The following is a 17,525-nucleotide window of genomic DNA, read 5'->3' on the forward strand; positions in this document are numbered from 1 at the left end:
GGGGCTGTCCGCGGGCCGGGTCGGGCTGGGCCGTCGCGGCCGGTCGTCGCCTACGGCCAGAGCAGCTCGCGCGTCCAGGCGCCGGCCGGGGTGCGCCGGTAGCGCAGCCGGGTGTGGCGGCGGGCGGCGTCGCCCTGGAAGAACTCCGCCTCGGTGGGGTCGAGTACGTACCGGGTCCAGGTCGGCGCGGGCGCGTCCGGCTCCGCCCCGGCCCGCTCCCACGCCGCCTCCGAAGCCCGCAGCAGCTCCCCCGCCGACCCGAGCACCTCGCTCTGCCGCCCGGTCAGCGCGGCCGCCAGCGCCCCGCGCGAGCGGACCGCCAGGTCCGCCCGGCTCTCCTCGGGCCCGCACGCGCCCACCCGGCCCCGGATCCGCACCTGCCGCCCGACGGTGGGCCAGTAGAAGCAGAGCGCCGCCACGGGGTGCGTGGCCAGCTGACGCCCCTTGGCACTGGTGGCGTGCGAGGCGAAGTGCCAGCCCCGCTCGTCGGCGTCGTGCAGCATCAGCACGCGTACGTCGGGCAGCCCATCGGCATCCACCGTCGCCAGGCTCATGGTGTGCGGCTCGGCCTGCCCCGCCCGCGCGGCCTGCACGAACCACTCCCGGAACAGGTCCAGGGGCCCGTCGGGCGCGGCGTCGGCGTCAAACCCGGGAAGCGGGGTGTCCCACACCCGCAGGGAGTGCAGGGTGCTGAGGAAGTCGTCGCTGGTCATGGCCCCAGGCTAGAGCGGGGCTTCGTGACCGTGTGGCGGGTCGGGGGTGCGGGGCCTCAACCGGTCCGCATCAGGGAGGGATTTGGTGATTTCCCGTCCGTCTCTTCGTCCTTCCGGGGCAGGACGGCGCGTCAAGGGCGCTCCCTTCGGTCGCGTCGCTTCGCGATGGCCTTCGGCCACCCTTGACCCACCGCCCCACCCCGGAAAAACGAAGACTCCCGGGAAACCCCCAAAAGAACGTTCACGGGGCAGTACCGATGTCCCTGCCGTGTCAGCGACCTTCGAGCGCCCCCGGTCGGGTGGCCGGGCACACGGGCGGGCATCGATCCCTTTCCGGGCCGGGAGCGGCCAGACCACACCAAACGGCGACAGGACCACCATCCGGCTCCCGCAAGGGGGTCAGGCGCGTCAGATCGCTACACACTTCGCCCGGCATAGCGTCCGTCGGCCGTCTGTGGCTCATCACCGTCGGCCACATGGTCAACGTTCTGAGGTCTGCCAGCCGACGGCGGTGACCCGGCCGAGGGTGATCACCACGCTGCCGGTCTGGACGTGGTCACCGATCAGGTCGCCCAACTGGGGTGTGGTGCACTGGTAGGGCGTCCCTGGGCTTCGTGCGCGGGCGTCATCTCCGACCGCAACCGGGAGGCGGCACGGAAGATCCAGCCGGTCGCGAGCGGGTACCGCAAGCGGGTGAAAGGAACGGACAGCAACATGCCGAAGATCGGGGTCGTGGTCCTGACCATGGGCGACCGGCCCCCGGAAGGACGATGAGACGGACGGGAAAGCGCCAAACCCTTCCGTGATGCGGCCCGGTTGAGGCTCCGGTTCCTCAGTCGCGGCCCAGCAGGACCGTTCCCGATGAGCAGAACCAGCCTCCCGTGCCCGAGGTCAGGGCTACCCGGGGGTGGTGGCCGTCCGGTGTGGTGACCTGGCCCGGGCCGGATTCGCCGCGGAGTTGGCGTACGGCTTCGACCAGGAGGAACAGGCCGCGCATGCCCGGGTGGCAGGCCGACAGGCCGCCGCCGTCGGTGTTGACGGGGAGCTCGCCCTCCCGCAGCAGGCGGCCCTTCTCCACGTACGCCCCGCCCTCGCCCTTCGCGCAGAAGCCGAGGTCCTCCAGGGTCACCAGGGTCATGTACGTGAAGGCGTCGTAGATCTCCGCGACGTCCACGTCCGCCGGGGTCAGGCCCGCCCGCTCGAAGGCCAGCCGGCCCGAGACCGCCGCCGGGGAGACGGTGAAGTCCTCCCACTCCGACATCGTGGTGTGTGAGACGGAGGTGCCCGAGCCCAGCACCCACACCGGTGCCTTCGCCGTGTCCGATACGTAGTCCTCCGCGGCCAGCAGCACCGCGCAGCCGCCGTCCGAGCGGATGCAGCAGTGCAGTTTCGTGAACGGGTCCGCGATCATCTCCCCGGAGAGGACCTTCTCGACCGTGATCGGGTCGCGGAACATCGCGTCCGGGTTCGTGGCCGCGTTCGCCCTGGCCTGGACGGCCACCGAGGCGAGCTGCTCCAGGGTCGTGCCGTACTCGTGCATGTGGCGGCGCGCGGCCATCGCGTACTTGGAGATCAGCGTGTGGCCGTACGGGACCTCGAACTGGAGCGGTCCCCGCGCCCCGAAGGAGAGGTTCGACGTGCGGCGCCGGGCCTTGATGTCGGCCCGGGCGGTGGAGCCGTAGACGAGCAGGACGGCGTTGGCGTGGCCCGCCGCGATGGCGTCGGCGGCGTGGGCCGCCATGACCTCCCACGTCGAGCCGCCGACCGAGGTGGAGTCGACCCAGGTGGGGCGCAGCCCCAGGTACTCGGCGACCTCCACCGGGGCGAGGGTGCCGAGCCCCGCCGAGGCGAAGCCGTCGATGACGGAGCGGTCCAGGCCGGAGTCGGCCAGGGCGCGGCGGGCGGCCTGGGCGTGCAGGGCGTAGGGGGTCGGGCCGTCGACCCGGCCGCAGTCCGAGAGGGCGACGCCGACCACCGCGACCCGGCGGCGCGGGCGTGAACCGGGCGCGTGGGCGAGGGGGCCGGGGGCGGGCCGGGGGACGGCCCGGGGGGCGGACGCGGTGGCGGGTCCGGCAGTGGCAGCGGGTCCAGGCATGGGGGGACGGTACAGCTGACGTGTCGTCAGATGCTAGACCGTGGTCGTGGTCGTGGTCGTGGTCGTGGTCGCGACCGTGGCCGCGACCGGCCCCGCCGTTCCCGCCGCTCCCGCCCCCTGTGCTTCTCGCTCCGGCCGCCCTAACATGACGCCCCGTCAGTTACGGGGAGGAGCCCGACGATGGATGCCGCCTTCACCGCGGAGCAGCACGAGATGCGCCGCACCCTGCGCGAGATCCTGGGCAAACGCTGCGGCCCCGACGAGGTCAAGGCCGCCGCCCGCACCGACACCGGGCACGACCGCGCACTGTGGCGGCAGCTCGCCGGGGAGCTCGGCCTGCCCGGCATCGCCGTCGCCGAGGAGTACGGCGGCGTCGGCTGCGCCCCCGCCGACCTGGCGCTGGCCTGCGAGGAGACCGGCCGCGTGCTGCTGCCCTCGCCCCTGCTGGCCACCGCCGCGCTCGCCGCCCCGCTGATCACCGCCCTCGGCACCCCCGCACAGCGGGCGGCCCTGCTGCCCCCGCTCGCCGCCGGGGAGCTGACGGCCGCGCTCGCCGTGCCCGGGCCCGCCCTGGCCACCGCCCTCGGGCTCACCGGCGACAACGCCCCCGGCGACTGGGCCGGCGGGGGCCGCGCGGGCGGGGTCCAAGCCCGCCCGGTGCCGCCACCGGACGGCCCCGACGCCTCCGGCGCTCCCGATGCTCCCGCCTGGCGGCTCTACGGTGAGGCCGCCCAGGTGCTCGACGGGCACGCCGCCGATCTGCTGCTCGTCGCGGCCCACACCGGCGGCTTCGCCCGCGGCCGGACCCTGCTGTTCCTCGTACGGGGGGACGCGCCCGGACTCGTACGGACCCGGCAGCCCACCCTGGACGAGACCCGCCCGCAGGGCCGCGTACAACTGCGGGAGGTGCCGGCCGAGTTGCTCGGCGACCCGGCAGGCCGGAGCGACGCCGCCCCCGACCCGCTCCCCGCCCTCGCCGCCACCGGCCGTACCGCCGCCGCGGTCCTGGCCGCCGAGGCGGTCGGCGCGGCCGACCGGGCGCTGGCCCGGACCGTGGAATACGTTCGGGAGCGCGAGCAGTTCGGCCGGGCCATCGGCTCCTTCCAGGCGGTCAAACACCGGCTCGCCGACCTCTACGTACACGTCCAGGCGGCCCGTTCGGCCGCCTACTACGCCGCGTGGGACCCGGACCAGGGCCCGCTCGCCCTCGCCCAGGCCCTGGAGGCGCTGCGGACCACCGCGGGCGAGGCCATCCAGCTGCACGGCGGCATCGGCTTCACCTGGGAGCACGACGCCCACCTGTACTTCAAGCGGGCGGCGGCCGACGACCTGCTCTTCGGCCCCGTCCACCGGCTCCGCGCGCACGCGGCGCAGCGCTCGGGGCTGTTCGCCCCGGCCCCCGCCGGCGGCAAGAACGAAAGGGTGGCCGTCTGATGGCCGTGGCTCTCGGCGTCAAGCTGATGCAGAAGGTCTCCTCGACCGTGCTGTTCGCCCGGATCGCCCCGCACTTCATCCCCGCCATGGACAAGGCGGTGCACCGCCTGACCAGGGGAAAGGTCCTGCTCAGCGCGCAGATGCTGCCGGGTGTGATCCTCACGGCCAAGGGCGCGAAGACGGGTGAGCCGCGGACCACCCCGCTCGCGTGCATGCCGGAGCGCGGAGGCGAGAGCTGGCTGCTGATCGGCTCCAACTTCGGCCGCCCCGGCCATCCGGCCTGGACCGGGAACCTGCTGAAGCACCCGGACGCGGACGTGAACTGGCAGGGACGTGACATCCCCGTACGGGCCCGGCTGCTGGAAGGCGTGGAGCGGGAGGAGGCGTGGCGGGCGGTGCTGCGGTTCTGGCCGCCGTACGCGACGTACCAGGCGCGCATCGAGCGGGAGATCAGGCTGTTCCGCCTGGAGCGTCGCTGACCCCGAAGCGGAGAGGGCAAGGCCCGGCGGACCCTCACCCCAGGTGAGGGTCCGCCGTCACTTGGTCGGCTTCTTCCCGGTGATGCCCAGGTGCACGAGCAGCGCCAGGTTCGGCTTGAGTTCGGCCTGCTTGACGCCCCAGGTCTGGAACCCCTTCTGGTGCGAGGCCACCGCGGCGAGCATCGCCACCAGTGAACCCGCCATCGCCGCCGGGCTGAGGTCCTTGTCGACCTTGCCCTTGGCCTGGAGTTCCTTCATCGACTCCGTAAGGGAGTTGGTGACGGAGTTCAGGATCTTCATGCGGATCTTGTAGAACCGCTTGTCACCCTCGGCCGCGCCCAGGTCGACCACCCGCAGGATGGCGTCGTTGCGCCGCCAGAACTCCAGGAAGCCGTCCACGAGTTCCTCGGCCGCCGCCCAGCCGGCCTTGCCGACCCAGTTGCGGCCCTCGACGAGCGCCGTCAACTGGGCGCCCTCCGTGGCCATGCGCTCGGCGATCTCCAGGACGGCGCCTTCGACGTCCGGGAAGTACTGGTAGAAGGTCGCGGGGGAGGTACCGGCCTTGCGGGCGACGTCGATCACCTTGACGTCGCGGTACGGCGAGGAGCTGAGCATCTCGCCGAGGCAGTCGAGCAGCTTCTGCCGCGTCGCCTGGCCGCGCCGGCCGGCGACACGCCCGTCGACGGTGCGTACTTGTCCTGTCATGCCGTCAGCTTACCGAGGGGTGATCGGCGCGCTATTCGGCCGCCTGCAAATGGGGTTACGCACCCGCCGACCTGGTGGGACGGGCCCCCCGACGGGCCGTAACCGACGCGTTCCGGCCAAACCGGACCGCACGCTGCCGGCGCCCCGCCTGTGCCCCGCCCGCGCCCCGCCCGTGCCCTGCCCCCGTCCCGCCCCGCCCGCGCGCCCTCCCGCGCGCCCCGCCGGACCCCACCCGTATCGTGGCGTATCCCCCGAATAGTCTTATCAACAGGGTGTGGACAAGTTTTCGGGCAGATCATGTCCGAAACGCAAGAAAACAGCACGAACCCGAACGGAAGGGACTCGCCCCATGGCCGGATTCGTGGAGGGCTCGCCCTGCTGGGTCGACGCCTCGCTGCCCGACGTCGAGGCGGGCAAGCGCTTCTACGGCGAGCTGTTCGGCTGGACCTTCCCCACCGCCGCCGGCCCCGAGTACGGCCACTACACCCAGGCCTACAGCCGCGGCCGCAACGTCGCCGCCCTCGCCCCCAAGCCCGACGGCCGCATGCCCACCGTCTGGGGCGTGTACCTGTACACGAACGACGCGTACGCCTGCGCCCAGCGCATCCGCGCCGCCGGCGGCCAGATGGTCATGGACCCGCAGCCCGTCGGCCCCTACGGCACCGCCGCACTCGCCGCCGACCCCGGCGGGGCCGTCTTCGGGCTCTGGCAGCCGGGCACCCACCACGGTTTCGAGGCCCAGCAAGAGCCGTACACGTACTGCTGGTCCGAGGTCTACACCCGGGCCCGGGACGCCGTCGACGCCTTCTACGCCAAGGTCTTCGGCTACGTCCCCGAGGACCAGGACGACCCGGAGACCGGCATCGCCTACCGCGTCTGGTCCCCGCCCGGCGCGGCCCCCGGTTCCGACACCGCCGTCCTCGGCCGCACCCTCATCACCGACGCGTTCCCGGAGATCATGCCGGCCCACTTCCTCGCCTACTTCGCCGTCCCCGACTGCGACCAGAGCGTGGCCACCGTCCAGCGGCTCGGCGGACGCGTCACCGCCGATCCGTTCGACACGCCCTACGGGCGGATCGCGGTCGTCGCCGACAACCAGGGAGCCGTCTTCGGGCTGCTCTCGGAGCCCCGTGTGAAGACCGGCACGTGAAACGAGCGCGGGAGCCGGGGCCGGACCAGGCGCGGGCCTGACAGAATCGACGTGCGCGACCGCGGGCCCGCCCGCGGTGGGACGCTGCACGCAGCGGGGACGGATCGCAGCGGGGACGGATGCCGCACGGTCCGGCCGCCGTGCCGCCGTGCGCGCGCCGGCCGCGTGCCGGCGCCGCGCCGGCTACGTGCCGGGAGAAGCAGCGGGTCCGGTCGGGGCCCGTACGGGGAGGTGTGGAGGCGAGTGGTGGAGCAGCTGACGCAGCACGACCCGAGACGGATCGGCCCCTTCGAGGTGCTCGGACGGCTCGGCGCCGGCGGCATGGGGCTGGTCTATCTCGCACGGTCGGCATCGGGACGCCGGGTCGCGATCAAGACGGTGCGCACGGAGCTCGCCGAGGACCAGCTGTTCCGGGTGCGGTTCACCCGGGAGGTGGAGGCGGCGCGCGCCGTCTCCGGCTTCTACACGGCCGCCGTCGTCGACGCCGATCCGCGCGCCGCCGTGCCGTGGCTGGCCACCGCGTACGTGCCGGCGCCGTCCCTGGAGGAGATCGTCAACGAGTGCGGGCCCATGCCCGCCCAGGCCGTACGGTGGCTCGCGGCGGGCATCGCCGAGGCGCTCCAGTCGATCCACGGCGCCGGCCTGGTGCACCGGGACCTGAAGCCGTCCAACGTGCTGGTGGTCGAGGACGGCCCGCGCGTGATCGACTTCGGCATCGCCAGCGGCGTCTCCAACACCCGGCTGACGATGACGAACGTCGCCGTCGGCACCCCCGCCTACATGTCGCCCGAGCAGGCGAAGGACTCGCGCAGCGTCAAGGGCGCCTCCGACGTCTTCTCCCTCGGCTCGACGCTCGTCTTCGCCGCGACCGGGCACCCGCCGTACCACGGGGCGAACCCGGTGGAGACGGTGTTCATGCTGCTGCGCGAGGGCCCGAACCTGGAGGGTCTGCCCGACGAGCTGCGGCCGCTCATCGACTCCTGCATGCAGATGGAGGCCACCCGGCGGCCGACCCCCGCCGACCTCCAGGCGCAGCTGGCCCCGCACCTCTTCGACGGCGGTGACGACAGCGGGACGGCCTCCGCGTGGCTGCCCGAGCGGGCCGTCGCGATGATCGAGGCCCGCCGCGCCGGTCACCGTACGGTGCCCGCCCCGCCCGTGGTCCCGCCGCAGCCGCACATCGGACCCCGGTCCGGGCCGGTGTCGCAGCCCGCGGGCGGGCTCGCCGCCGGGCCCGCCGCCGGGCCCGCCACACACCGCCGGCCGCGCGGCGCCGCCGACCCGTGGGCCGACCCGCGCACCGGGCAGGCCGCCCCGCCGCGCCCCGACCGGCCGCCGGTGGCGGCGCTCGCCTCCGTGCCGGGCGCGCCCGTGCTGCTGGGTTCCTCGCCGGTGCCGATCGGGCCCGGCCCGCGCGCCGCCGCCCCGGCGCTCGCCCCGGCACCCGCCTCGCCCGGCGGCGCCGACTCCGCGACCGGCTGGGTCCGGCCGCCCCTGGGCAGCGTGGCGGCCGCGGTGCCGGCCTCCCCGTCCGTACCGGCGACGGGCCCGGGCCCGTCGCCGGACAGCGGGCGCTGGCGGCCGTGGCGCTTCCGCATGTCCAACGAGGTGTGGGGCACCCCGACCGTCGCGGGCGACCTGCTGTACGTCACCTCCTTCGAGGTGCACGCCCTGGACGTCGGCAGCGGCCGGCGCCAGTTCAAGACGCGGGACGTCGCCTGGTCCATGGCCGTCGCCGACGGCCGCATCCACGCCTCCGACGGCCCCTCCCTCTACGCGCTCGACGCCGCCGACGGCTCCGAGCGGTGGCGGCTGTCCACCGACGCCTGGGTGTACGCCCTGCGCGCCGGGCGGGGCACCGTCATCACCGCCACGCGCGGTGGCGGCGTACAGAGCTGGGAGGCGTCGAACGGCCAGAAGCTGTGGGAGCTGACCGGCGCGCAGTCCGACTTCGAGACGCCCGAGGCGGCGCCGGTCCTGCACGAGGGCACGGTCTACGTGTGGCAGGACGCCCGGCTGCGCGCGCTCGACGCCCGCTCCGGCCAGGAGGCCTGGTCCTACCCGGTCGGCGACGCGGCCTCCTGCGGCAACGTCCCGGTCCGCGTCACCCCCGCCCCCGACGGCAACGTGTACGTCAGCGCCGGCACCCGGGTGCTGTCCGTGGACCGGGCCTCCGGGCGGGTCCGCTGGCACTTCGAGGCCCCGGCGGTGTTCCTGGCACCCCCGGCCTTCGCCCCCGGCCCGGCGGTGACCGGCGGCGGCGTCTACCTCGCCGACTACCTGGGCACCGTCTACGCCCTCGACGCCGCCACCGGCAAGGACCGCTGGCGCATCGCCACCGAGCCGCGCCCGGCGGCGGACCCGGTGCTGGTGGCGGCCGGCAACGTCCACCTGGGCGCGGGCAGCGCGCTGTACACCCTCGACGCGGTCACCGGCACCCCGAAGTGGCGGTTCGCGGCGGGCGGCGAGATCACCGGCTCCCCGGCGGTCGCGGACGGCCGGGTCCACTTCGGCTCCGCCGACCACTGCCTGTACACGCTGGACGCGGCGGGCGGCCAGCTGCGCTGGAAGCTGGCGACGGGCGGCGAGATCACCGGCGCCCCGGTCGCGGAGGCGGGCGTGGTCTACGCGTGCAGCAAGGACCGCTGCGTCTACGCCCTGGACGCGGCCAAGGGCACCGGCACCCGGACGGCCTCCTGACCCCGGCCGCGTCGCCTTACGCGGTCCGCGTAAGGCGACGCGGCCCCCCTCCAGGTAGCGCACGGCACCAGGAGTGACAGGATGGACCCCATGAGCAACGTCTACTTCGACATCACCATCAACGGCGCCCCGGCCGGCCGCATCGTCTTCCAGCTCTTCGACGACGTCGTGCCGCAGACGGCGAAGAACTTCCGCGAGCTGGCGACCGGCCAGAACGGCTTCGGCTACGCGGGCTCCGGCTTCCACCGCATCATCCCGCAGTTCATGCTGCAGGGCGGCGACTTCACCAACCACAACGGCACCGGCGGCAAGAGCATTTACGGCGAGAAGTTCGCCGACGAGAACTTCCAGCTGAAGCACGACCGCCCGTACCTGCTGTCGATGGCGAACGCCGGCAAGAACACCAACGGCTCGCAGTTCTTCATCACCACCGTCGTCACCTCGTGGCTCGACGGCAAGCACGTCGTCTTCGGCGAGGTCGTCGAGGGCAAGGAGCTCGTCGACCAGATCGAGGCCCTGGGCTCCCAGTCCGGCGCCCCGAAGGGCAAGGTCGAAATCGCCGCCTCGGGCGTCGTCGACGCCGCCTGACCCCACCCCCGCCGCGCGGCCCCGCCCCCACCGGGGGACCGGGGCCGCCGCCGCGTCCGGGCCCCGGCGCCTACGGCCTCCCGTGCGCGCCCATTAGGATCTACCGCGCCGTGCTGCCAGCGCCCAGAATCGGGGGCATGTGCGCTTACTCCGTCGAGCCAGAGATCATCGCCTTCTACAGCGAGACGATCAGCGAATCCGAGCGGTTGAGCACCAGCGCGGACGGGCTGCTCGAAATGGTGCGGACCCAGGAGTTGCTGCGGCGGCATCTGCCCGGGGCGCCGGCGCGGGTCATCGACATCGGGGCGGGGTCCGGGGCGCATGCCCGGTGGCTCGTGGGGGACGGGTACGAGGTCGACCTCGTCGATCCCGTGCCGCGGCACGTGGAGGAGGCCAGGGCCGCCGGGTTCCGGAGCGTGCTCGGTGACGCCCGGGCGCTGGAGGCCCGGGACGGGGCGTACGACGTCGCGCTCGTGCTGGGGCCGCTGTACCACCTGACCGAGCGCGGCGACCGGATCCGGGCCCTGCGGGAGGCCGCGCGCGTCGTCCGGCCGGGCGGGGTCGTCGCCGTCGCCGCCATCGGCCGGTACGCGTCCCTCTTCGAGCACGTCGCCACCACCCGGCTCGCCGACGACCGGGTCCGGGACGCCGTCGCCGACATCCTCGTCGGCGGGGTCCACGAAGCGGGGCGCAAGGGCTTCACCAGCGCCTACTTCCACACCGGCGAGGGGCTGTACGGGGAAATGCGCGAGGCCGGACTCCGGACGCCGCTGGTGTACGGCGTCGAGGGTCCGGCCTGGGCGGCGCTGAAGGCGGCCGAGCAGCACACCGGGGAGAGCCTGGCCGGGTCGAGGATGTTCGACGCGGCGCTCACCGCGGCGCGACTGGCCGAGCCGTATCCGGAACTGCTGGCCGCGAGCTCGCACATGCTCGGCGTCGCCGTGGTGGGGTGAGGGGCGTCAGGAGGTGGTGCGGGCCGATTCGGCGCGGGTGCGGAGGGCTTCGTTCATCGCCGTGAAGTTGCGGGCGGTGCCGTTCAGGAGCTTGCCGAGGAAGGGGACCAGCAGGCCGCGGAAGCGTTCGCCGTGTTCCATGCGGGTGGTGCGGCCGGGGCCTTCGCTGAGGCGGAAGTAGTGCTCGCCGTCGAAGAGCCCGCGCACCAGGAAGCGGCCGGACCAGCGGAACTCGGTGGCGGGCTTCACCACCAGGACGGTCGGCCGGAAGGTGGTGGGCCTGCCCGACTCCCCGTACATGGTCAGGCGCAGCCGCGAGCCGGGCACGGCTTCGCCGGAGGCCGCCCGGATGAACGGGTTCCAGGTGCAGTAACGGGGCAGGTCCGTCAGCGTCGCCCAGACTTCCTCGGGCGTGGCGTCGATGGTGATCTCGGTGGCGATGGTGCGCACTGGTGCGTGCTCCTCAAGGTGGTTCGGGCTCACCGAAGGGACGCGGGTGGTGCGGTTGCCGCCGGGTTCGGGTGTCGGGATGGAACCACGGTTTCGCGGGCGGGGGAGCGGCTGGGGCGGTGTCTTCGCTGGCGGCGGACAGAGTGGAGGGAGTGCGTCCGGTTGTGGGGTGGCGTATGCGGATACGTCGGGCGGCGGGGCGCGGAACGGCCCTGAGAGGTCCCGCCGCGGCTTGGTAGCGTGCCCGCCATCGACCACCCGGGGAGGGGTTCACGTCATGTTCGCGCGGCGGGGGAGCAGTCGGGCCAGGTTCGGGGTGGTGCTGGTGGCCGTGGTGCTGGCGCTGACCGGGTTTTCGGGCAACGGCAAGAGCAAGAGCGGCGGTGGCGGCCACGGGTGTTCCAGTTCCAAGAGCCGCACGAGCGGTAAGAGCGGTAAGAGCGGCACGAGCAGCACGAGCAGGCGGAGCGGCACCAGCGGGAGCTATGGCGCCACCGCCACCCCCTCGCCCTCCGCCACCGCGGTGGCCGCCACGGCCCGGGTGGTCTCCTGCGGGGACGGCTCCCGGCCCTCCACCACCGTCGAGGTCACCTCCCTGCTGGACCGGCGGGCGACCTTCGAGGTGTTCCTGACCAGTGAGGGGGCCGGCGGGGTGCTCGTGGGGACGGCCTCCGGGACGGTCACCCTCGGCGCGCGGGCCACCGGCACGGCCGACGTTCCGATGGCCGACCCCGCCCGCGCCGGCGACGTGCGGAACTGCCGCGTGACCGGCGTACGGAACGTCGCGGCCGGCGCCACATCCAGCCCCTCCGCCCCCGACACCGGGTCGGGGAAGAGCAAGAGCCTGCGGCCCACCACCAAGCCCGCCGGACCCGCCCGCTGATCAGCGCAGGCGGAAGTCCGGTCCCGGGCGGCGGGCCGCGAAGAGTTCCGACTGGCGTTCCGGCGTCAGGTTGCCCAGCGCGATCAGTGCCGGGGCCTGGGACAGAGCCTGCTGGAGGGCCGCCTGCTTCGCCGACCACAGGGCGCGCACCGTGCCCTGTACGGCCTCCGTCGGGAAGCCCGCCAGGGTGCGCGCCGACCGCAGGGCCGCCTCCAGGAGTTCCCCGGGTTCGGCCAGTTCGCAGACCAGCCCGATCTCGTACGCCCGCCGCGCGGAGAGCCGTTCCGCCGTGCCCATCAGGGACATCCGGGCGGCCTCCCCGAAGGGCATCCGCTGCGCCATGTACACCGCCTCGTAGGCGCTGACCATCCCGTACGTCGTGTGCGGGTCGAAGAACGTCGCCGACGACGAGGCGACGATGAAGTCCGCCTCCCCCAGGAGGTAGAACGCCCCGCCGCACGCCATGCCGTTGACGGCGGCGATCACGGGCTTCCACAGGTCGTTCGCCTTCGGGCCGATGGTCAGGAGCGGGTCGTCGACCGAGTACGGGGACGCGGGCTGCGCCACCTCCACCCCCCGGTCGACGCCGGTGCAGAACGCGGCCGGGCCCGCGCCCGTCAGCACCACCGCCCGGACGTCCTCGTCGTACCGCACCTCCCGCCACGCCGACTCCAGCGCGGCGGCCGTGGCCAGGTCGATGGCGTTGTGGCGGCGCTCCCGGTCCAGGGTGACGACGGCGACCCCGGCCGCCGTGTCCCGCTCCACCCGCAGGGTCATGCCCTCTCCAGGATCCAGCGCGGCACGCTCATCCCGCCCGTCTCGGTGAAGACCGCCTGCACCTTGGCGCCGATCCGCAGCCGGGCCGGGTCCACCGAGTTCAGCGGGGCGTCGGCGGAGGTGACGAGGTTGCCCGCGAGCCGGATCAGCGGGTCCTCGGCGAGCTCCACGAGGATCACGTTGTACGGGGCCTGCGCGGCGTACGCGGGCAGCAGCGGCGGGTGCGGGCGTACGTAGGACCAGATCCGGCCCCGCCCGCTCATCGGGCGCCACTCGCTGTCGAAGGACTGGCAGTGCGGGCAGCAGGGGCGGGGCGGGAAGCGCAGCCGGCCGCAGGCGGCGCAGGCCTGGATCCGGAGTTCGCCGCGGGCGGCGTACTCCCAGAAGGGGGCGCCGTCCTCGTCGGGGACGGGGAGCAGCAGCGCCTCGGCGGACGCGGTCGTCGACGTCGTCATGGTGGCTCCTGGGGACTGGGGGGGCGGGATCAGGCGCGCAGCAGGATCGCGGACGTCGGGACGCCCTCGCCCGCCGTCACCAGGCAGGTCGCGGCGTCCGGCACCTGGGCGGTGGAGATGCCGCGCAGCTGCTTGACGCCCTCGTTGATCAGGTTGAAGCCGTGGACGTAGGCCTCGCTGAGCCCGCCGCCCCCGGTGTTGATCGGGAGCCGGCCGCCCATTTCCAGGGCCCCGCCCTCGGTGAAGGCGGCGCCCTCGCCGCGCCCGCAGAAGCCGTAGCCCTCCAGGGAGAGCGGGATCAGGGGGGTGAAGGCGTCGTAGATCTGGGCGACGTCCACGTCCTGGGGTCCGAAGTCGGCCTGCTTCCACAGGTGCCGGGCGGCGGTCCAGGCGGGGCCGGAGAGGGGGTCGTCGTTCCAGTAGTTGACCATGCCGTGGTGCTGGGCGGGCAGGCCCTGGGCGACCGAGTGCACGTAGACCGGCTTCTGGCGGCAGTCGCGGGCGCGCTCGGCGGAGACGATCACGCAGGCCAGGGCCCCGTCCGTCTCCAGGCAGTTGTCGAAGAGGCAGAGCGGCTCGCTGATCATGCGGGAGGTCATGTACATCTCGCGGGTCAGCGGGCGCTCGTACATCATCGCGGCCGGGTTCTCGTTGGCCCGGTTGCGGCAGGCCATCGCGACGTTGAAGAGGTGGTCGCGGGTGGCCCCGTACTCGTGCATGTAGCGGCGGGCCAGCATGCCGATCTCGTCGGCGGGGCGCAGCAGCCCGAAGGGGCGGGTCCACTGGCCCGGGGTGGGCAGCTGGACGGCGGTGTTCTTCCAGGGGCGGGGGCCGGAGCCGCGTTTGCGGGAGCGCCAGGCGACGCCGACGGTGGCCTGGCCGGTGGCGACGGCGGAGGCGAGGTGGCCGACGGTGGCGCAGGAGCCGCCGCCGCCGTAACCGACCTTGGAGAAGAAGGTGACGTCGCCGGCGCCTATCGCCTTGGCGACCTCGACCTCGTCGGTCTCCTCCATCGTGTACGAGGCGAACGCGTCGACCTCGGCGGGCGCGATGCCGGCGTCGGCGAGCGCCGCGAGGATGGCGCGGCACGCCAATTCCTTTTCGGAAGCGGGCAGTTGTTTGGCAAAGGCGGTCTGGCCGATGCCGACGATTGCCGTAGCGTCCTTGAGCGTTGCCGCCATCGCCACCTCCGGGAGTGGGGTCGTCGCCAGTGCTGACAGCCGCGAAGGCTACCGCTAATCTGACGGTTAGTCAGCTACTGGGATCGCGGGGAGGGGCGGACGATGGAAGAAGTGTCGGTGGCAGGGGGCGGTGACGCTTCCGATCCGCGGGGGGACCTTCGGTGGGGGACCATCGGTGCGCTCGTCCGGGAGGCCGCCGGACGGTACGGGGACCGTGAAGCCGTGGTCGACGGCCGGATCCGGGTCGGCTACGCGCAGCTCGGCGAGCGCGTCGAGCGGGCCGCCGCCGCCTGCCTCGCCGCCGGGATCGAGCCCGGCGACCGGGTCGCCGTCTGGGCCCCCAACACCCTGGAGTGGATCGTCTCCGCCCTCGGCGCCGTCTCCGCGGGGGCGGTCCTCGTCCCGCTCAACACCCGCTTCAAGGGCGCGGAGGCCGCGTACGTCCTCCAGCGCAGCCGCGCCCGCCTCCTCTTCGTCACCGGCACCTTCCTCGGCACCTCCTACGTCGCCTCCCTGCGCCGCGCCGCCGCCGAAGGCCCCGGCACCGCCGGACCCCTGCCCGGCCTGCCGCACCTGGAACAGGTGGTGGTCCTCACCGACGACGCCCCGCAGGACTTCCGCACCTGGAAGGACTTCCTCGCCGGCGGCGACGCCGTCCCCGCCGACGCCGTCCGCGCCCGCACCGAGGCGATCCGCCCCGACGCCCCCTCGGACATCATCTTCACCTCCGGCACCACCGGCAGCCCCAAGGGCGCCGTCATCACCCACGCCCAGACCCTGCGCTGCTACGCCGTGTGGAGCGAGCTCGCCGGACTGCGCGAAGACGACCGCTACCTGATCGTGAACCCCTTCTTCCACACCTTCGGTTACAAGGCCGGGATCATCGCCTGCCTGATGCGCGGCGCCACGATGGTCCCCCAGCCCGTCTTCGACGTGGACACCGTCCTCGCCAACATCGCCGCCGAGCGGATCTCCGTACTCCCCGGCCCGCCCACCCTCCACCAGTCGCTCCTGGACCACCCCCAGCGCGCCCACCACGACCTGTCCGCCCTGCGCCTGGTCGTCACCGGCGCCGCCGTGGTCCCCCTCCAGCTCGTCGAACGGCTCCGCACCGAGCTGCACATCGCCACCGTCCTCACCGCGTACGGGCTCTCCGAGGCCAGCGGCATCGTCACCATGTGCCGCCGCGGCGACCCCGCCGAAGTCGTCTCCGAGACCTCGGGACGCGCCATCCCCGACACCCGGCTGCGGATCACCGGCCCCGACGGCGCCGAGCGGCCCGCCGGCACGCCCGGAGAGGTCTGGGTCCGCGGACACCACGTGATGCGGGGCTACTTCGAGGACCCCGAGGGCACCGCCCGCGCCCTCACCCCCGACGGCTGGCTGCGCACCGGTGACGTCGGCGTCCTCGACGGCGCCGGCAACCTGCGCATCACCGACCGGATCAAGGACATGTTCATCGTCGGCGGCTTCAACGCATACCCCGCCGAGATCGAGCAGCTCCTCGGCCTGCACCCCGACGTCGCCGACGTCGCCGTCGTCGGCATCCCCGACCCCCGCCTCGGCGAGGTCGGCAAGGCGTACGCGGTACGGCGCCCCGGCTCCGTCCTCACCGCCGACGACCTGATCGCCTGGTCCCGCCGCGAGATGGCCAACTACAAGGTGCCCCGCGAGGTGGAGTTCCTCCCGGCCCTTCCGCGCAACGCGAGCGGCAAGGTCCTCAAGACCGAACTCCGCACCCGCCGCTAGACCACGCCCACCCGGACCCGCCCTTACGGCTGCTGGAACCGCACCTCGGAGAAGGCGGCCGAGGGACCGTCCAGCAGCGGCTCGCACCGGCCGCGCAGGTGGGTGTCGACGAAGGCGGTGACGTAGCGCCGGACGATGGTGTCGGCGCGGTCGCCGTCCAGGGGCTGGAGGGGCATGCCGAGCTGCTTGGCCAGCGGCGCGAGGTCGGTGAAGGAGAGGTGCGCGGTGCCGTCGACGGTCAGCCAGCGCTTCCAGCCGGTGAACTGGTTCCAGGTCTGGCCCCAGGTCGGGTCCCCGCCGCCGGGTATGTGACCGGGGTTGCCCAGCATCAGGAGCGGCCGGTTCACGGGCGTCTCGTGGTCCGGGTAGCGGAAGTTGCCGTCCATGTTGACCCCCGCCTTCACGCGGGGGTCCTTCAGGAGGGCCGGGACCGTGCTGAAACCGCCCGCCGAGTGCCCGACGACGGCTATCCGGCCCGCGTCGACGTTCACGCCGTTCAGCGGGACCGCCGGCTGCCGCTTCCCGGTCAGCTCGTCGATCACGAAGGAGATGTCCGCGGCCCGTATGCCGCCGACCTTCTCGTACAGCTTGTCCTTGTCCGGCTCCACGCACGCCACACAGGACGTCGTGTGCCCGTCGGGGAAGGAGATGCCGTCGGCCTCGTAGTTGTGCCCGATCCCGGCGACGGCGTAGCCACGGCTCGCGAGCTCCTCGGCCAGGCCCGTGAGCGTGGCGCGCGGCATGCCGAAGCCGGGGGACAGGATGACCAGCGGCAGCCCGCCGCGCACCCGTACCGGGCGGGCGTCGGCCGTCGCGTGCGTGGCCACCGTGCTGAACAGGTCCTTCGCGACGCCCAGCCGGTTGGCCTCCACGTACCGCTCGGACTCCGCGGCCGTCATGTACGGGGCGGATCCGCCCGAAGGGGCGTCGGCCGGGTACCAGAGGGAGACCATCAGCTCCCGTCTCTCGGCGGGGACCCACGGATCGGCCCGGTCCGCGTCCGTCAGGTGGACGGTGGTCCTGCCGACCTGCTGGTGTCCCGAAGGAGCGGGTAACGCCAGGGCGCTCGCCGCTGGTTGTACCGGTGCGGGGCCCTGAGAGGCGGTGGCCGTAGTGGCAGTGGTCAGGGTCCCGGCCAGGGCGGCGGCCACGGCCGCGCCCACCAGGAACGAGCGTCGCTTCACGGGCTCTCTCCATCCGTCATCGTGCGGTC

16 protein-coding genes are annotated in these 17,525 nt (G+C 73.6%); 8 read left to right on the forward strand and 8 right to left on the reverse strand.

Translation table 11 applies throughout. The features are described 5' to 3' along the window. Positions 1-50: 50 nt before the first annotated feature. Together ACZ6ZT_RS27415 and ACZ6ZT_RS27420 are read right to left on the reverse strand one after the other, a co-directional pair. Entirely contained in the window at positions 51-713 is a 663-nt protein-coding gene (locus ACZ6ZT_RS27415) for a pyridoxine/pyridoxamine 5'-phosphate oxidase (protein WP_469722645.1), read from the reverse strand. A gap of 832 nt (positions 714-1,545) precedes the next feature. Then, complete coding sequence (locus ACZ6ZT_RS27420; protein ID WP_469722646.1) at positions 1,546-2,808, reverse strand: thiolase C-terminal domain-containing protein; 1,263 nt, start codon at positions 2,806-2,808, stop codon at positions 1,546-1,548. Between the two features lie 180 nt (positions 2,809-2,988). On the opposite strand from ACZ6ZT_RS27420, the gene ACZ6ZT_RS27425 reads away from it, so the two are divergent. Beyond that, on the forward strand, positions 2,989-4,242 hold the full coding sequence (locus tag ACZ6ZT_RS27425) for an acyl-CoA dehydrogenase family protein (protein WP_469722647.1): 1,254 nt from the start codon (positions 2,989-2,991) through the stop codon (positions 4,240-4,242). Continuing rightward, positions 4,242-4,721, forward strand: a complete 480-nt coding sequence (locus tag ACZ6ZT_RS27430; protein WP_469722648.1) for a nitroreductase family deazaflavin-dependent oxidoreductase — start codon at positions 4,242-4,244, stop codon at positions 4,719-4,721. Before ACZ6ZT_RS27425 ends, ACZ6ZT_RS27430 begins: the two co-directional genes overlap by 1 nt. 57 nt (positions 4,722-4,778) lie before the next feature. Here ACZ6ZT_RS27430 and ACZ6ZT_RS27435 read toward each other — a convergent pair whose 3' ends face one another. Continuing rightward, entirely contained in the window at positions 4,779-5,426 is a 648-nt protein-coding gene (locus ACZ6ZT_RS27435; protein ID WP_469722650.1) for a TetR family transcriptional regulator, read from the reverse strand. Positions 5,427-5,775: 349 nt separating this feature from the next. Here ACZ6ZT_RS27435 and ACZ6ZT_RS27440 point away from each other — a divergent pair, with 349 nt between their 5' ends. The 4 genes from ACZ6ZT_RS27440 (at position 5,776) to ACZ6ZT_RS27455 (ending at position 10,817) form a co-directional block, all read left to right on the forward strand. Further along, positions 5,776-6,576 (forward strand): VOC family protein, encoded by an 801-nt coding sequence (locus ACZ6ZT_RS27440; protein ID WP_469722651.1) that lies wholly within the window; start codon positions 5,776-5,778, stop codon positions 6,574-6,576. Positions 6,577-6,819: 243 nt separating this feature from the next. After that, positions 6,820-9,276, forward strand: coding sequence for a protein serine/threonine kinase AfsK (gene afsK / locus ACZ6ZT_RS27445; protein WP_469722652.1), 2,457 nt, complete (start codon positions 6,820-6,822; stop codon positions 9,274-9,276). A 90-nt stretch (positions 9,277-9,366) separates the two neighbouring features. Further along, positions 9,367-9,864, forward strand: coding sequence for a peptidylprolyl isomerase (locus ACZ6ZT_RS27450; RefSeq protein ID WP_469722729.1), 498 nt, complete (start codon positions 9,367-9,369; stop codon positions 9,862-9,864). Between the two features lie 137 nt (positions 9,865-10,001). Then, positions 10,002-10,817 carry a class I SAM-dependent methyltransferase gene (locus ACZ6ZT_RS27455; protein WP_469722653.1) on the forward strand — a complete coding sequence of 272 codons (816 nt, stop codon included), beginning with the start codon at positions 10,002-10,004 and terminating at the stop codon, positions 10,815-10,817. 6 nt (positions 10,818-10,823) lie between these two features. Here ACZ6ZT_RS27455 and ACZ6ZT_RS27460 read toward each other — a convergent pair whose 3' ends face one another. Continuing rightward, complete coding sequence (locus ACZ6ZT_RS27460; protein WP_469722654.1) at positions 10,824-11,267, reverse strand: SRPBCC family protein; 444 nt, start codon at positions 11,265-11,267, stop codon at positions 10,824-10,826. A gap of 277 nt (positions 11,268-11,544) precedes the next feature. Here ACZ6ZT_RS27460 and ACZ6ZT_RS27465 point away from each other — a divergent pair, with 277 nt between their 5' ends. Next, entirely contained in the window at positions 11,545-12,150 is a 606-nt protein-coding gene (locus ACZ6ZT_RS27465) for a hypothetical protein (protein ID WP_469722655.1), read from the forward strand. Here ACZ6ZT_RS27465 and ACZ6ZT_RS27470 read toward each other — a convergent pair whose 3' ends face one another. The 3 genes from ACZ6ZT_RS27470 to ACZ6ZT_RS27480 are packed head-to-tail and all read right to left on the reverse strand — an operon-like array spanning position 12,151 to position 14,563. Beyond that, positions 12,151-12,927, reverse strand: coding sequence for an enoyl-CoA hydratase/isomerase family protein (locus ACZ6ZT_RS27470; protein WP_469722656.1), 777 nt, complete (start codon positions 12,925-12,927; stop codon positions 12,151-12,153). Further along, positions 12,924-13,382 carry a Zn-ribbon domain-containing OB-fold protein gene (locus ACZ6ZT_RS27475; protein WP_469722657.1) on the reverse strand — a complete coding sequence of 153 codons (459 nt, stop codon included), beginning with the start codon at positions 13,380-13,382 and terminating at the stop codon, positions 12,924-12,926. The genes ACZ6ZT_RS27470 and ACZ6ZT_RS27475 overlap by 4 nt, the downstream gene beginning before the upstream one ends. A gap of 29 nt (positions 13,383-13,411) precedes the next feature. Then, complete coding sequence (locus ACZ6ZT_RS27480; RefSeq protein WP_469722658.1) at positions 13,412-14,563, reverse strand: lipid-transfer protein; 1,152 nt, start codon at positions 14,561-14,563, stop codon at positions 13,412-13,414. A gap of 102 nt (positions 14,564-14,665) precedes the next feature. Between ACZ6ZT_RS27480 and ACZ6ZT_RS27485 the strand changes: the two genes are divergently transcribed. Further along, positions 14,666-16,312, forward strand: a complete 1,647-nt coding sequence (locus tag ACZ6ZT_RS27485) for a FadD3 family acyl-CoA ligase (RefSeq protein WP_469722660.1) — start codon at positions 14,666-14,668, stop codon at positions 16,310-16,312. A 23-nt stretch (positions 16,313-16,335) separates the two neighbouring features. Here ACZ6ZT_RS27485 and ACZ6ZT_RS27490 read toward each other — a convergent pair whose 3' ends face one another. Further along, entirely contained in the window at positions 16,336-17,496 is a 1,161-nt protein-coding gene (locus ACZ6ZT_RS27490) for an alpha/beta hydrolase family protein (protein WP_469722661.1), read from the reverse strand. Between the last annotated feature and the right edge of the window lie 29 nt (positions 17,497-17,525).

This window comes from Streptomyces sp. NPDC102258 (genome assembly GCF_055584685.1).